The organism is Paraburkholderia sp. UCT2, from assembly GCF_014397665.1.
In the GTDB taxonomy this organism is placed as follows: Bacteria; Pseudomonadota; Gammaproteobacteria; order Burkholderiales; family Burkholderiaceae; genus Paraburkholderia; species Paraburkholderia tuberum.
The window spans coordinates 1-14,676 of the sequence record NZ_VZQO01000020.1 but is presented as its reverse complement, the minus strand read 5'-3'; the positions used below and the strand labels follow the sequence as shown (position 1 = coordinate 14,676).

Sequence of the window (14,676 nt, the reverse complement as noted above, 5' to 3'; positions counted from 1 at the left end):
GCCGGTCAGAGCCGAAACCGATCACGTGTTATTGCGTTTTGGTCGTGTCGGCTTGTGCGCCGTCGGCTTTCGCCGGGGCAGTGCTGGCCTCTCTCGCACTCTCCGTTTTAGTCTTCGCGGCACTCGTTTCCACGGTGTGTTTGCCCGTGGATTTGTGGGCCTTCTTCATATGGGTGGAAGTCTTTTTCACGTGCTTTTGCGTAGCGGCTTCGGCAGGCGCTTTCGTTGCGGTCGCGCCGGCTTGTACCGCGGTGCTTGCCTTCAGATTCGCCTGGCCGGTGGCTGGCAACTGCGTGGTTTGCGCGGGTTGTGCGGCAGACGGTGCGGCCGTTTGAGCAAAGGCGGTCGACACGAGCAGTGCGGAAGCAACAGCGGCGAACAGCGTCTTCATGATGTGACTCCAGGTTGAATCGGTGGATTCGTTTGTCGCGGCTGAATCATTTCAGCGCTGCCGGTTTAACGTAGGGCGGAATACAGGAGTTGACGCTGCGCTGGTGACAAAACGTAAGTAGTGCGTCAGCGCGGATACATGTTGCGACTCACAAAGCGAATCCCCGGAAAGACGCCACGCTCAATGAAGACGCGACCGCGGTCTTGCCGAGCAATTGCGCTAAAGCCTCCGGCGAGACCGCTGGGCTAAACAGGAAACCCTGGGCCACCGTGCATCCGTGACGGACCAGAAACTCGCGCTGGACATCGAGCTCGACCCCTTCAGCGACGACATCGAAGCTCAGCGTTTCAGCAATCGCGATGATGGCAAGCGACAGAGCTTCGAGTTCCTTGTCTCTGCCGATTTCGCAAACGAAGGCGCGATCGATCTTGATGCGGTCGACGCTAAAGCGTTTCAGATAGCTGAGGCTCGAATAACCGGTGCCGAAGTCGTCGATAGCGATGGACACACCGAGTTCGCGCAGTTCGCGAAACGCCCGTTGCGCTTCTTCAGCGTTGCGCATCAACGTGCCCTCGGTGACTTCGAGCTCCAGCAGTTCGGCGGGCCAATGGGCATCGTCGAGTGCCGAGCGCACTACGCCTGGAAGGTCTGCCCGTTCGAGTTGAAGTGGCGAAACATTGACCGATATGCGCACGGGCGGAAGCCCCGAGCGTACCCATGCGCTCGCCTGCAGACACGCCTGCCGCAATACCCACGTGCCGATGCTCTGGATCAGACCGGTTTCTTCGGCAAGCGGGATGAAGACGGCCGGCGAGACTTCACCGAGTTCGTCGTCGTGCCACCGCAAAAGTGCCTCGGCACCGACGATGCATCCGGTCTTCATGTCGATTTGCGGCTGATACGCCAGATACAACTCATTGGCTTTCGCCGCGCGCCGCAGTCGCGTCGTGAGCCGCAACTTCTCGGCGGCCGCCCGGCTCAGCTCCGGTTCGTAGAATTGATAGCCGTTTCTCCCGCGCGATTTCGCCACGTACAACGCGGCATCGGCATTTCGCGTGAGCAGTTCCGGCTGGGCGCCGTCTTGTGGAAAAGTACTGACGCCGATGCTTGCTTCGAGATAAAGCTCGTGCTCGCCGATGCGATACGGCTCGCTCATCTCGTGAATCAGCGTGTCCAGCATTTCGGTGAGTTCCTTCGCGTCGGCCCGTTCCGCGACGATGACGAATTCATCGCCCCCGTAACGCGCGACGAAATCCGTCGCGCGCAGCAGACGCTGAAGCCTTCGCGCCACGGCCTGTAGCAGCAAATCGCCAATGCGGTGTCCGAGCGAATCGTTGACGTCCTTGAAACGATCGAGATCGAGGAATAGGACGGAAACGTTCTGACCTGTCGCTGCCGCGCGGACGAGCGACTCTGAAAGATGTTCGCCGAGCAGCACCCGGTTCGGCAGATCGGTCAGGGCGTCATACCTGGCTTGATGCTCGAGTCTTGTGAGCGAACGACGAAGACGCGCTCCAATGCGCCCGTTCCAGTGAATCAGCGAAAGCAGCAACAAGGCCGAAGCGACGCCGCAGCTCAACAGCATGCGCGTAAACCACTTCCCATCCAACGAGGATTTGCTGACGACTAAAGCGACCTTGGCGTCGGCCGCGAGTCGTACGTCGACGACCCGCTCGAGAACGCTATAGAAATAGGCATCGATTTCTTCGAGTCTGGGGTCGCCCACTGCCACACTGCCGGGATGTTCCGCGATCTTGCGCGCAAGACCAAAGCTCAGCTCGCTAAGTCTGCCGATCATGTCGTCCAGATCCGACAGCCTCGATATGCATTCCTGATTCTCGCTGCAGCTCTCGCGCGCATCGCGCGTCAACGCGAGCAGTTCCAGCATCGGAAAGCTATAAGCGGCGCGGTTGTAAAGCGGCACCGTTGCGATCGAGGTGTAGAGCGTCGCATGCTCATCGAGCATGACTTGCTGAACCCGGTCGAGGTCGTGGCGCAGCCGCCCGGAAGCCTGGATCGTCCGAAGCGAACTGTCCTGCTCGCTGCTCTGGCGGATTGCGAGGAAGGTACTCGTCGCAATGACAGCGAGAATGGCAAGTACGGCTATGACAGTACCGGCTTTGCGCGTTGCTTCCTGTCCCAAGGCCCTTCCCTTTCCGTCAACCCGGCGCGGGCGAACACCGACCCGCCCGGATAGTGAATGTTTAGGTGGCTGCATGACTTGCCTTAGGGCGCTCCGGATCTGCCTGTAACGGCGCGCGATGGGCCTGCTTATCCGCCTATCGATCGGCAAACTCCACGCGGTTGCGCCCGCTTCGCTTGGCGCGGTACAGAGCCGCATCGGCGAGGCCATATGCGGTGTCGAAACAGGTTCCGACCTCGTTGATGCTGACGCCAAAGCTGGCCGTGATGCGGCGCTCGACGGGTGGAACGACCAGCGAGTCACCGATGGCTTCTCGCATGCGCTCGGCAAGAATGGCACCGCTGGCCGGTTCATGACCGGGCAGCAGGACGGTGAACTCCTCACCGCCCACTCGCCCGATGAAGCCTTGTTCTCCGACGATTCTGCGCAGACAATCGACGACCCCCGAAATGACCGCGTCGCCGGTGGGGTGGCCGTAGTCGTCGTTGATCCGCTTGAATTCGTCGATGTCGAGGATGATCATCACCGCGCTGCTGATGCGCAAGACCTTGGTGGTCCGTTCGATCACGGCACTGCGGTTCAGTACGCCCGTCAACGCGTCGTGCGATGCACGATACGCCAACTGCTGGGCCAGCGCCTGCATCTCGCGTTCGGCCCGGTCGCTGCGGCCGATCAGGCGCCGTGTCTCGCGCATCAGGCGCTGGAAGTGCTCGATCAGTTCGCCCAACGACTGGCGATACTCCGCGGGGTCCGCATCGATGATCGAATGCATGGCCCGAGCCTTTGCCAGCGCGGTGCTTTCGTTCTGGAACAGATCGGGTGCGCCACCCGAGGACACGTCAAGGGAAGAGGTCGAACGCACTTTACTTTCCCTGCTGCGCAATGGGACGATCGGTGAACTCGATCGCGCGGAAATCGGCTTTCAGTTCTTCGCCGAATTCGGCAATGGTCTCGTCTTCCTCGTCGCGATACCAGTTCATCGACACGCGGCTTCCCGATTCCGCCGCCTGATCGAGCGCGTCGAAGATGCTGAACAGCATTTTGGTACTCGAGCTATTGAAGTACGTCAGCGCGACGTCGATGGTGATCTCGGCCCCGGCGTTCGCGGCGAGGTATTTGCGCATCTGCTCGATGATCGGCGCGTAAAAGGCGGCTGCGTTTTCGGGGTAGGACTCTCCCCTGATCGACAACGCGTGCTGGTCGAAGCGAAAATCGACTTCGGGCGACGTCGTCGTCGCGGGGATGTGTAGGTTTTCCATTGTTCGTGTGCCTTCCTGCTCAGATGATGGCCATGAGGCAAAACAGCGTGGTGCCCGGTTCGTCGGCACGCGGATGAAAAGCGAATTCAAGCGGCGCGCTCGCATCGCGCGCCATCGTCAGGAAGCCGAGCCCGGCGCCCTTGCTGTCTTTCGGAGCATCGGTGCGCAATGAAACCTTGTACGCTTGCTTGATTTCTTCGAGTGACATGTTGCGCAGAGGCTCCAACCTGCTTCGCAGGTCTTCGACTTCGGCGGTCGCGATGGGATTGACGCACAACATTACGTGATGTTCGCCGTGCCTGGAGATGCACACCGCGCCCTCGCGTATCTCGCCTGCCCGTTCGCCACCGGGCTCCAGCGCGTTCGATGAGTAATGAACGATGTTCTGTGCCAGCTCGATAAAGGACGAGAAGAGTTTGCGGCGAGTAGGACCGCTGACGCCGGCGACTTCGAGCTGCAGTTTCACGACTTCGCCCATCGACGCGACGATGTTATGGGAGAAGTAGCCCTTGTGATAGAAGAGCACGTTGCGCCGCTGCGCGAGTTCGAAAAAGGCGCTGTCTTGTTCTAGTAGTTGGGACATTCTGGGAATTCGCTAAATGCGGGCACAGAAAAGCGTGACGTCGTCACGGCGCGGTTGCTTGCCTTGCCACTCCGCGAGCGCGAGCCGGACGCGCTCGCAAATCGTCGCCGGAGTTTCGGCGCGGTTTTCGAGTATCAGGTCGAGCGCACGGCGCCGGCCGAAAGAAATGTTGCGCGGGCCGCCGATCTGATCGGCGAGGCCGTCGGTATAGATGAACAGCAGGCTGCCCGCCGTGATCGGAATCGAGCGCAAGCTCCACGCATAGTCGGCGCGACTGTCCACATAACCGACACCCATGCGGTCGGCGCCGATCGTTTCGAACTCCGCGGCATCGGGCGACAGGATGTGCAGAGCGATCCTCGCGCCGGCAAAATGCAGCACGCTCTCCGTGGCGTCGAACCAGAAGAGTGCGGTATCCAGACCGTCGTTGGATTGGGTTCCTTCGTCGGCACTGTTCACTTGCCCAAGCAAGCCCTTGACGTTTTGATTGACGGCCGCCAGTAGCGCGGCGGGGTCGCGCGGACCGATCTGTTCGAGCGCCTTCGACAGTGACGCCGAAGCAAGCAAGGTCATGAAGGCGCCCGGTACGCCATGTCCGGTGCAATCGGCAACAGCGCCAAACCAGCCGTTCGGAAAGGCCGCGAAATGATAGAAGTCGCCGCCGACGACGTCGCGAGGTTCCCAGACCATCGCCGCGTCGCGCAGCTTCATCGACAGGGTCTCGCTGGAAGCACGCAACATGGCGCGCTGTATCACGCTGGCGTACTCGATACTCTGCATGATCTGGCGGTTCTTCTCCGCCTGCATTTCCGCGACCGCACTGATAAGCTGCAGACCACTGCCGAGACCCGAGAAGAGTCCGTCACGTGTCACGATGAATCCATCGACCAGCGCTTTTTCTCCGGCCTCGACGGTCCTGAACGTCAGCGCTTCGATGCTCACGTCGGCGTCGACGATGAGCGGTTCCTTGTCCATGAACGCGATGCAACTCTTCTTGTCGTAAAGCTCTCGATGGAACGGCTTGCTCATTTGCGACATGAAGATATCGCGGTTGATCAGGCCGATGGGACGGTGGTCGTCGATGACAGCGAGACTCTGCATGTCGCGGCGCACCGAGAAGATCTCCATGACCACGGAGTTGGGATCTTCAACGTCTACGGATGGAACTTCCTGGCACAAGTCGCCGGCAGTGCGCGGATTACCCTGTGCGGAAGAACGGCGAAATCTCGAGAACGCAGCATGCATGGCGACGCCAGTCGATGTGTGAAGAAACCTCGCACGCTAAGGTTTCTCTATGTACATTATGTGACAGAGGGGAGGCGATCCGCTCTATTGGCGCGAGATTAGAAAACTAGCGGTCACGCAAAGGTTTGCGTGACCGACATCAGTAAAACTTACGATCTGCGAGGTTGCGCAAATGCAACGCCGCCGAATCCGTTATTGAAACGGGTTCTGCACGATACCCGGTTTAGCATCCGGCTCGTCCTGCACCTTTGCCGGTAAATCCTTCTGCGCCTGCAGGCTCGCGACGATCGCATCGAGCGCTTCCTTCAACGCGAGCGCCGCCTTCAGTCCGCGTTGATCGCGCGTCAATTCGAGCGTGCCGTTCAGCACGACACGCGTCGTGCCATTGCTGAGCGTGAGCGCATCGCCTTGAATGTTGAGCACGTCGTCATCGTTCGAATAGGGCTTAAACACCTTTCAGTCCTCCTGGCCGCTGGTCCTTGAGGTTGTCCGGAATGCCCGGAAAGCGGATGCCCGACATCGCTTCGAGTTCGTGAATCGTGCGGATGTCGTAGCGGTTGGTCGCTACATTATCAACCACGACTGCGAAGGCCAGTTGACGCGACGGCACGTAGACGACCTTGTACAACTGGGTGGGCACGAACACGCGCGTCGGGCCGATCGTCTGCAATTGCTGGCCGGTGAACAGCGGTCCGGTGACGACGTACGTGTCGTCGTAGGCGAGTGCGATCTTGCGCACGGCGGTTTCGATGCGTGCCCACAATCGTTGGTTATTCTGACGATTTTGCGGCACGATGTTCGCGAGCGAGAACGATTGCGCCATCGCCTCGTCGTTCCACCGATTACCCGCCGGACTCATATGACCGCGATCGAAGCCGCTGCGTTTGTAGTCGGCGAGTGTCGCGCCTTCGCCTTCGGGCAGACGCGCGTCTTCGAAGAACTTGTTGGTGCGCACCATGTCCTTCGCTTCTTCGATGTGCTCACGCGTCAGATGCTCGGCAGACCACAGCGGACCGTGCGTGATACCCGAATGCAGCACCGCGAAATCGCTATAACAAAGCAGGCGCGTTTTCGGCGCCATCTTCTGATTGGTGAGGACGGGCCATTGCGCATTCGGCGTGAATCCGGTGCAGGAAGGCGCCGCGCTCGCATGAGCGGCGACGGCGAGTAACAGACAGGCAAGCCACTTCTTCATGTGTCGGTGGTTCGATGAACGGGGACGCAAGTATAGCGTCGTGGCCCGCATCGAGCGACTGCACAATGCGAATCGAAGGAAGGGAATTGGAAACGGCAGAGGCGGCGTGCGCCGGACAAAAAAGTGGGCCGCCTTGCAGCGACCCGAATGCGTGGACTTCCGAATCTACGCACGCAATCTTAAGAATGTCTTAAGGCTTTGCGATATCGCGGCACGTTATGTTCGATTGCGCACGAACAGATTTACGCGTACGAACAGTGCTGGCGTAGTGAGCCGGAAGTTTCGACCGGAAAAGAGAAGCGCGACGAATCGCGCCAGAACTTAATTACCGAACACGCTGTTTTCAGCGCGCACTTTTTGACGATCCACCGCCTGCAAACGCCAGAAGCCGCTAGTCGCCTTGCGTGTTTGCAGCGCGGTCCATGCAGCGGCGCCTTGCGCGGCGCTCACTCGCTCCTTGCGATCGACGTGCAGACCGCGCAACGTACAAAGCGGCGCGTCGGCGCTCGGTGCGCACAGCGTGGTCACGCCGTTTTCGTCGCGCAGTTCGCCCCACGGGGGCAGGTCGATCCCTTGATGCGCTTCTCTCGACCACCGATGTTCATCGGTATCGAGCCAGAGCACAGCGTAATCATGGCTTACGGTGGGATCGGAACCGTTAATCAGGATGGTCAGCCGCATATCAGTTCCGTTCATAAATTGCGAAGCGCTTTATCAGTCTAGGCGGCGCGGCGCTTTATGCAAGACAAAGGCATGACGTGCGAATGGAAAATCAAGTCGCCAAAAGGTGTGGCGAGGTACGGTGAATCCTTACTGCGCCGCGGCGTACGCGATGTGCATGCAGTAACGACCCCATGCAGACCGCGAGCCGCGACAAATCAACGCAGCCGAGAGGCGCTCAAGCGAGATCGAGCGAAGCGGTCAGATCGCCGAGCGGCGCGAGTCCGTTGCTTGCGAATGCCATGTCGCGCGCGACCACGCCATCGAGTGGCGCGAGTCCATGCACACGGTTAATGAAACGCAGAATCGAGTTCGTGTCGTACACCGTGTGATCGACATAAGCCGTCTTCGCCAGCGGCGAGATCACGAGCGCGGGAACGCGCGAACCCGGACCCCAGCGATCGCCGATCGGCGGCGCGACGTGGTCCCACCAACCGCCGTTCTCGTCGACGGTGACGATCACGACGGTGTTCTGCCATTGCGGGCCGCGCTGGATGTGCTCGATCAGCGTTGCGATGTGACGGTCGCCCGAGGCGACGTCCGCATAGCCCGCGTGCATGTTCAGGTCGCCCTGCGGTTTATAGAACGTCACGGTCGGCAAACGTCCCGCGTCGATGTCGGCAATCAGGCGATTGGTCGACGCGTCGTTACCCATGCCGCCGTCGCGCAGATAGCGGCGGCGCGCGGCGGTGCCCGGCGCGTAATTGGCGAAGTAGTTAAACGGCTGATGGTGGTACTGGAAGTCGGGCATCGACCCCGTATCGCGATGATCGAGCGCGAATTGCCACGCGCCGCTGTACCACGCCCAGTCGATGCCCTTGCCGGTCAGCCGGTCGCCGATCGTCGCGTAATTCTGCGGCGGCATCACCCGCGGGTTCGACGGATCCGCGAAAGCCGGGTCGCCGCCTTCGGCCGGACGCACACTGCTCGGCTGATACGGCGGCGCCATCGTGTTGACTGCGTAGCCGTCGGCGGTGAAAGCGCCGTCATTGACGAACTTCGGCGGACCGTCGAGCGCCGACGCAGGCGAATTGGGCGCGAGCTTCAAACGGGTGCCGGTCGGATCGTCGCCTTCCACGACCGACACCATCTTCTTCGCCGGACTGTTGTGAATGTCCGGATAGTAGGGCGCCTGCGCCGAGATCAGGAAGATATGGTTCAGCCACGAGCCGCCGAAGGCGGCCATGAAGAAGTTGTCGCACAGCGTGTACTGCTGCGCGAGATTCCACAGACGCAGCGTGTCGGCGGAATTGCGGTAGTGCCCCATCACAAGGCCGCCGGAATCGCCCCACGCGGCGAACTGGTTGTTGCGCCCCGCGTTGATCTGCATCTGGTTCTGATAGAAGCGATGGATGAGGTCGCGCGTGATCACGCCGGTCGGCAGCGGCGCGCCGTGCGCATCGACGATGCGGAACGGCCGGTTGCGCAGATGATCGAGATCCTTTTCGCCGATCATGTAGCGCTTGCCGTCCACTTCCTGCGCCTGCGGCACGAGCCCGCCCCAGATCGCCGGCAGCCGCGGCAGCGGCGTCTTGCCATCGCGGTCGAGTTGGACGTATTGCTCGGCGGTGACCGCGTCGAGCGGATGCTGGACGCCCGGGTAGTTGCCGTACAGGTTCGCGAAGCTGCGATTCTCGGCGTAGATCACCACGATGTTCTTCACCTGATCGTGCAGCGCAGCGTCGAGCCGCAAGTCGGCGGCGCTGCGCGGCGGCCCGTTGCCCGCGAGTCCCTCGCCTGTTTTGCAGCCGGTCAGCGCAAGGCCGAGGCCGACCGCCGCGAGACCGGTCAGTACGCGCCGGCGTTCGGGATCGTCGGGGGCGTCGTTGGTGTTATCGATTGAATCGGGGTTGTCCAGTTTCGGCGGCAGGTGAGGATCGTGGTCGGTCATCGGTGAGTTCCGAAGGAGACGTGACGGTCGCATCGGCGCCGCTCGAAGCGGCGCGCGCGACACCGGTTACGGGTCCGCCGAGCGCGGCAGGCCTCGCGGCTTTACGGCAGCCGACGCTTGACGCGCCAACTGTGATGCGTGGCATCGACGGCCAATAGTAGCCAGTGCCGTGCGTCGATCGGATGACGTTTTTGCGTCGCATAACGGTCGACGGTCAATTCGAGTTCGTCATGTGCGCGGCGATGGCAGGTGGCGTGCGCACCGGAACCGTCCGCGAATTCGACGCGCGCCTCGGCGACGTTTGACGCGCAGGCCGGCTCGGGAAGATTCGCGATGCGCACCGCGCAGCCCGGATAAAGATGCGAGTCGGCAACCTGAATCTGGACCGCGTTGGACATGACGTGGCCTCCTACGCTTGGGCGGCGCGAGCGAGCGGCTGGAATACACCGCGCCGCGGACCGGATCAAAGCATAGCACCGCGCATGGCCGATTCGCCGCATGCTTCGCGCTATCAACCTGAATTGAACCCGATGAACCGCATAGAGACGGCAGCCAAGATGGCAAAAGAAGAGCAGACAGGAGTGGGACGCGGGCAGGCCAAACCGCGTGCGGCAGTGTATGAACGGTGCGCGCGAGAGCGCGGCGCTTGGCTATGCGGTCAGCGAGGCGTCGTTCGAGCGGGGGATTGCGGTGGTGAGCGCGCCGGTGCGTGACCAGCGCGGTAAGATCGCCGCCGCGTTGACGGTGACGATCCCGCGTTCGGATATCGGCGAGACCGCCGAGCGCGAGCCGCTGATCATCGCCGTATGCCAGGCGGCGCTGGAGCTGTCCGAGCGCCTGAGCTATCGCCCGAGGCAGGACGATCCGACCGCGATGCAGGCGCGCCGCAGATCGATTGCCGCGCATTGAGTGCGCGCTGACTTCACGGCGCAACTACTTCAAATACTTATTTCATATCTGTCGGCGAGTCCTGCTGCATTGCACAGCCGGACTCGCCGTGTCACGTCGTCAAAATCATCAGAACGGCGATCTTCGCGCCGGCGATCGTGTCGAAGACGATGATCGGCGGCAACCTGGAAGTGGCGTTCTATATCCTCGCCGCCGTGCCGTTCATCGCGGCGGTGGCGGTGCACATCCTCGGTATCGAAACCAAGGGCAAGGTGCTGGAGCAGCTCGAGGCCTGACCGGGAGTGCGTGATGACCGTTTGAGCAGTAAAACGAAAGGCGCACCGGGTGGTGGTGCGCCTTTCGTCTTTGATGAGCCTTGACGAAGCGCTGAGCGCTAAAGCGCTTTGCGATAAACCACGAAGCCGGACTTATCCGCGACCTTGTCATAGAGCTGCATGGCGGTGTGATTCGTCTCGTGCGTCTGCCAGTAGACGCGTTGCGCGCCGTCGGCTTTTGCCCGCGCATAGACGGCCTCGATCAGCGCACGGCCGACACCCTTGCCGCGCTCGCTATCGAGCGTGTATAGGTCCTGCAGATAGCAGATCGGCCCCGCCATCGTCGTATGACGGTGATAGAGAAAATGCACGATGCCCTGCAATTGCCCAGCGCATTCCGCGACGAATGCATGCATCGGCTCGTAGCCATCGAAAAAGCGATTCCAGGTGATTTGCGTGATCTCGCGCGGCAACGCGGTCTCGCCAGAGCGGCCATAAAACGCGTTGTAGGCGTCCCATAGCGGCAACCATGCATCGAAATCGTCACGGGTGACGGCGCGAATCTGCAGCGGGGCGGACATGTGGACGGTTCCTTTGGAAAGCTGTGGAACCGCCAGCATAAAAAATTTGCGACGCGATTGTTAGCTCCACCATGCTCGCAACATCTGGAGCCACGACGCGTGCGACAGTGCGGTGAGCCGATGCATCACCGCATGCCGCGAGTCAGTGCTCGCGATGTTGCTTGTGACGCAACTCGTTGCGGACCTTCTTCGCGGCGAACAGCGGCACGTAGTCGAACACGCGCGCCTCGTTCCGGAATTCGGCGAGCGTATCGGCGTACATGCGCGACACCGTTTCTGCCGGCGTGTCGGTTTCCTCGGCGATGCTTCGGACCACTTCGTCTACATTCGGCTCAGGCTGGGACATGGTCTCTCTCCGGGTAGGACGGCAGGCTGGATGGGCGGTACGCGGACGGTAGGAGTCCATTACAGGATGCGAATCGCGAGCGCGCCAATTGAATCGACCTATCGTTCGACTGATTCCACAGAGATTTTTTTCTTGCGCTGCGGCAAGCTCCCATGCGGTGAGGCCGTGCGGAAAATCAACTGGCTGCGCGGTGGTGAATACATGGGAAACGCACAGGGCTAAGCGACCGTCGTCTCTACCTCTGCGCTTTCTGCGCTACATGCGCGATCCGGTCGCGCACGATGCCGATCGCCTGCTTCAGCGCGTAAACATCCTGAAAGTAGCGGTACGGAATTCGGATCTGACTAGCGTTCGCGTCGATGCTTTCAATCTCCTCACTCCATTGTGCGATCTGCGCGCGAGACGGGTCGGCGTTCCTCCACACTTCGTCCTCGAGCGCCTTGATCGCGCGGTACCACACGAACAGGCGTTTCTTCATCCGCGCTTCGAGCATGCGCGGCAGCGCCTGCGCGAGGCCGATCAGCAGCGCGAGGAACGGCACCAGAATCAGCAGCCGCCGTTCGATCAGACTCGCGAGCCAGAACGGCAGGTAGCGATACAGAAACGGCCGGCCCGATTTGAAGTACCGCACGCTTTCGTCGGAGATCGGGAATTCTTCGGTGTTCAGGTTGGGGAACGTGCCGAGCGGCGTGAAGTAGTCCTCGCCGCCGTGCACCGTGCGCGCCGCGTCGAGCAACAGATAGACGAGCGCCGGATGCAGCGTGTCCTTCGACACGAGCAGCGCCGTCGCCGCGAGCAGCGTGACGTCGCTGCGCGGCAGATCGTCGGCGACGCTCGTCGAGGCACGCGGCAAGATGATCTTGGACAGCGATGGGAATTTTTGCGCCAGTGCGTCGGCCTGCGCGAAGCTCATCAGCTTCAGGTTGCTGGTGAGCAGCGTGTGCTGCATGTCGGCGTCGGGCCGGCCAATGAAGAATGCCGCGTCGACCTGACCGCTTTCGAGCCCCTGGTATGCGGCGTTCGCGTCCATCTGCAGCAGCGTCGAGTTCTGACTCGTGACGCCGCTATAGCCGAGCAGCACCTGCGAGACGTTGAGCAACCCGCTGCCTGGCACGCCCATCGAAATGCGCTTGCCGCGCAGTTGCGACAGCCGGTCGATCGTCGCATCGCCGCGATAGAACACCCAGATCGGCTCGTACGACACGGCGGCGATGGTTTGCAGATTGTCCGTGTCTTTCGGACTGGTCGTGCCCGACTGGATGAAGCCGACCTGATAGGCGCTGTCCGGGTCCGCGAGCCGCTGGTAGTTTTCGACCGAGCCCGACGAGCTTCGGATGTCGAGCTTGATGCCTTCGCGCTTGAGCAGCGGCGCGTAGCGATCGGCGAAGCCGCGATAGATGCCGCCGTCCGCGCCGGAGGTGATGACGATCGTGCGCTGGAACGCGGGCTCGAGCACGAGCGCGAGCATCCAGCCGAATGCGGCGATGAGCACGATCGCGCCGACGATCAGAAGACGCCGGCGCCGCCGCGTCATCGGGGTTGTCGGGCTGCGGTACAGCGCGGGGTCTGGTCTCGGCATCGTTACCCGGTTTGGTCAGGTCCGGCCTTGGTGACTAATGGGATGGAGGCGGTCTCTATTTCCTCAACTTTACGATATCAGGGGGTTTTATTGGATAGTCAGTGATGTGCATTGAAACGGTCTGGCTGACACTGTCATCGGGGCACAGGTCGGTTGGCCCTGATGTCGAAGATTCCGGTAACGACGCCGTTGCTGCCGCCTCTGGCATTTTGAACGATGTATTCCTGCTTGACCCTGGCAAAAGAGAGGCGAACCTGTTCGTGTTGTGCGGTCATCTCTACGCCCGTGATGAATACATCGTTCATTGTGAGCCTGAGGAAATCGAGGGGGCTGCCACCCGCCCTGCGCATGGTAAGAACTGCTTTCGAAACGTGCGTGCCGGTCAGGCAGTAGGACATCAGGCTCGGACTCGCCCGGTCCACGTTGTGGAAGAACACGAGGTCGTCGACCGAGGCTTTGCTGACGCCGTTTCCTGGTCCGGACATCATGGAGAGCCGCTGTGCCATCTTCCATGTCCAGTTGATCACCTCGATTTCGTCCGGGTGTGTCGCGTCCTGCGACTCGCCCGTAATCCCGTCGATTTTTATGAAAACGTCATTTGACATCAAGGCGACACCTCTTTCTAACAAAAAGCACGGACCCGCCCCAGGAGAGCCCCCAGCATAGTAGGAAACTGACTGCGAGCAGCAGCGTAACCACCACGTCCTCTTCGCCTTCCACACCGACGGCGCCAACGAGCTTGAAGAGGGGGCGAAGCATTTCTAACGTGGATTCGCTGCCAACCCAGCGCGCAAGCGGGTCGATCGTCGACAACGCAAGGCAGACCGGGACAGTCAGCACGAAGGCCGTAAAGATCCGCAGGGCAGTTTTCATTGCACAAGTACCGTACCGTAGTACTGCAGTGTGGTGCCGGGCATCTTCCGGGTTGGGTGCGACAGCAAGAACGAGCGTAAGCGATCGAACTGGGACTGGTCCGTGACCGTGATGCATCCCTCACTTTCTCCCCAGCGACCAGTCGGATGCAGGCGGAAGTTGCCTCGCTTCACGCCATTGATAAATGTCCAATCGTCAATCACGCCGTCGTTTCGATAAAGCGCTAACCAGGTCGAATGATCGACATCGGACCATGCGTCCTTGACAAGGTCATACAGCCATCCCAGATGACCGCCACTCTGTCGGTCTACGATGTAGTACAGGCCTTGCGGAAGCGGACCGCTTTCGGCGACCGCTGTATCTGCGGGGTTGTTGACATGGGCTGGTTTGCCCGAAAAAGCAGACACGTTGCCAAAGCCTTTGCAGGTCAATACAGAGATGAGTCGACGGTTAAGCGTGAAATAGCACTCTGCGGGCATGGTTTACACATCGAAAAGGCGGTCACTCCGTGGTGGCGACGGAAGCGAGAAGACGGGTGACTCGAGGTAACGTTCGTGACACCGTCAGCTTCGGCGAAGACGGAACCATGCTCAATCAGACGACTCGGAAAGCGAGGCAAAATTGGGCCGATGTCCTGCTAGCTCTTTTGATGACATCACGAGTGCGCACGACCGCTGTGCTGTACTACGCCCCCACCCCCACCTCAC

17 protein-coding genes and 2 pseudogenes are annotated in these 14,676 nt (G+C 60.9%); 2 read left to right on the top strand and 17 right to left on the bottom strand.

Going from position 1 to position 14,676, the window contains the following annotated elements:
* Positions 1 to 28: 28 nt before the first annotated feature.
* The 11 genes from F6X39_RS18125 to F6X39_RS18075 form a co-directional block, all read right to left on the bottom strand.
* Positions 29 to 391, bottom strand: a complete 363-nt coding sequence (locus F6X39_RS18125; RefSeq protein WP_187617604.1) for a hypothetical protein — start codon at positions 389 to 391, stop codon at positions 29 to 31.
* A gap of 148 nt (positions 392 to 539) precedes the next feature.
* Positions 540 to 2,744 (bottom strand): putative bifunctional diguanylate cyclase/phosphodiesterase, encoded by a 2,205-nt coding sequence (locus F6X39_RS18120; protein WP_262414736.1) that lies wholly within the window; start codon positions 2,742 to 2,744, stop codon positions 540 to 542.
* A complete protein-coding gene (locus F6X39_RS18115) occupies positions 2,671 to 3,396 on the bottom strand; it encodes a GGDEF domain-containing protein (protein ID WP_184073471.1) in 726 nt (241 codons plus the stop codon). The genes F6X39_RS18120 and F6X39_RS18115 overlap by 74 nt, the downstream gene beginning before the upstream one ends.
* 1 nt (position 3,397) lies before the next feature.
* Positions 3,398 to 3,793: a DUF1987 domain-containing protein gene (locus F6X39_RS18110; protein ID WP_090808074.1), complete on the bottom strand. Its 396-nt coding sequence runs from the start codon at positions 3,791 to 3,793 to the stop codon at positions 3,398 to 3,400.
* A 19-nt stretch (positions 3,794 to 3,812) separates the two neighbouring features.
* Entirely contained in the window at positions 3,813 to 4,376 is a 564-nt protein-coding gene (locus F6X39_RS18105) for a SiaB family protein kinase (protein WP_090808073.1), read from the bottom strand.
* Between the two features lie 12 nt (positions 4,377 to 4,388).
* The gene (locus F6X39_RS18100) at positions 4,389 to 5,504 is read right to left on the bottom strand and encodes a SpoIIE family protein phosphatase (protein ID WP_187617603.1); all 1,116 of its coding nucleotides are present in this window, start codon (positions 5,502 to 5,504) and stop codon (positions 4,389 to 4,391) included.
* A gap of 309 nt (positions 5,505 to 5,813) precedes the next feature.
* On the bottom strand, positions 5,814 to 6,074 hold the full coding sequence (locus tag F6X39_RS18095) for a hypothetical protein (RefSeq protein ID WP_184057752.1): 261 nt from the start codon (positions 6,072 to 6,074) through the stop codon (positions 5,814 to 5,816).
* Complete coding sequence (locus tag F6X39_RS18090) at positions 6,067 to 6,816, bottom strand: DNA/RNA non-specific endonuclease (protein ID WP_090808067.1); 750 nt, start codon at positions 6,814 to 6,816, stop codon at positions 6,067 to 6,069. The genes F6X39_RS18095 and F6X39_RS18090 overlap by 8 nt, the downstream gene beginning before the upstream one ends.
* Before the next feature lie 321 nt (positions 6,817 to 7,137).
* On the bottom strand, positions 7,138 to 7,497 hold the full coding sequence (locus F6X39_RS18085) for a DUF3564 domain-containing protein (RefSeq protein ID WP_184004683.1): 360 nt from the start codon (positions 7,495 to 7,497) through the stop codon (positions 7,138 to 7,140).
* A gap of 217 nt (positions 7,498 to 7,714) precedes the next feature.
* Entirely contained in the window at positions 7,715 to 9,427 is a 1,713-nt protein-coding gene (locus F6X39_RS18080) for an acid phosphatase (protein ID WP_187617602.1), read from the bottom strand.
* A 101-nt stretch (positions 9,428 to 9,528) separates the two neighbouring features.
* Positions 9,529 to 9,825 carry a hypothetical protein gene (locus F6X39_RS18075; protein ID WP_184030734.1) on the bottom strand — a complete coding sequence of 99 codons (297 nt, stop codon included), beginning with the start codon at positions 9,823 to 9,825 and terminating at the stop codon, positions 9,529 to 9,531.
* Between the two features lie 229 nt (positions 9,826 to 10,054).
* Here F6X39_RS18075 and F6X39_RS18070 point away from each other — a divergent pair.
* Positions 10,055 to 10,336: pseudogene (locus F6X39_RS18070) on the top strand (IclR family transcriptional regulator C-terminal domain-containing protein); the annotation flags it as partial.
* Between the two features lie 116 nt (positions 10,337 to 10,452).
* Positions 10,453 to 10,611, top strand: a pseudogene (locus F6X39_RS18065) (MFS transporter); the annotation flags it as partial.
* Positions 10,612 to 10,709: 98 nt separating this feature from the next.
* On the opposite strand, the gene F6X39_RS18060 reads toward F6X39_RS18065, so the two are convergent.
* The 6 genes from F6X39_RS18060 to F6X39_RS18035 form a co-directional block, all read right to left on the bottom strand.
* Positions 10,710 to 11,171: a GNAT family N-acetyltransferase gene (locus F6X39_RS18060; RefSeq protein ID WP_187617600.1), complete on the bottom strand. Its 462-nt coding sequence runs from the start codon at positions 11,169 to 11,171 to the stop codon at positions 10,710 to 10,712.
* 142 nt (positions 11,172 to 11,313) lie between these two features.
* The gene (locus F6X39_RS18055; protein WP_184030727.1) at positions 11,314 to 11,517 is read right to left on the bottom strand and encodes a DUF3562 domain-containing protein; all 204 of its coding nucleotides are present in this window, start codon (positions 11,515 to 11,517) and stop codon (positions 11,314 to 11,316) included.
* A 235-nt stretch (positions 11,518 to 11,752) separates the two neighbouring features.
* Positions 11,753 to 13,051 carry a TAXI family TRAP transporter solute-binding subunit gene (locus F6X39_RS18050; protein WP_187617671.1) on the bottom strand — a complete coding sequence of 433 codons (1,299 nt, stop codon included), beginning with the start codon at positions 13,049 to 13,051 and terminating at the stop codon, positions 11,753 to 11,755.
* 179 nt (positions 13,052 to 13,230) lie between these two features.
* The gene (locus F6X39_RS18045; protein WP_187617599.1) at positions 13,231 to 13,701 is read right to left on the bottom strand and encodes an Hcp family type VI secretion system effector; all 471 of its coding nucleotides are present in this window, start codon (positions 13,699 to 13,701) and stop codon (positions 13,231 to 13,233) included.
* A complete protein-coding gene (locus F6X39_RS18040) occupies positions 13,691 to 13,969 on the bottom strand; it encodes a hypothetical protein (RefSeq protein WP_187617598.1) in 279 nt (92 codons plus the stop codon). Before F6X39_RS18040 ends, F6X39_RS18045 begins: the two co-directional genes overlap by 11 nt.
* The gene (locus F6X39_RS18035) at positions 13,966 to 14,448 is read right to left on the bottom strand and encodes a DUF2778 domain-containing protein (RefSeq protein WP_187617597.1); all 483 of its coding nucleotides are present in this window, start codon (positions 14,446 to 14,448) and stop codon (positions 13,966 to 13,968) included. Before F6X39_RS18035 ends, F6X39_RS18040 begins: the two co-directional genes overlap by 4 nt.
* Positions 14,449 to 14,676: the final 228 nt, after the last annotated feature.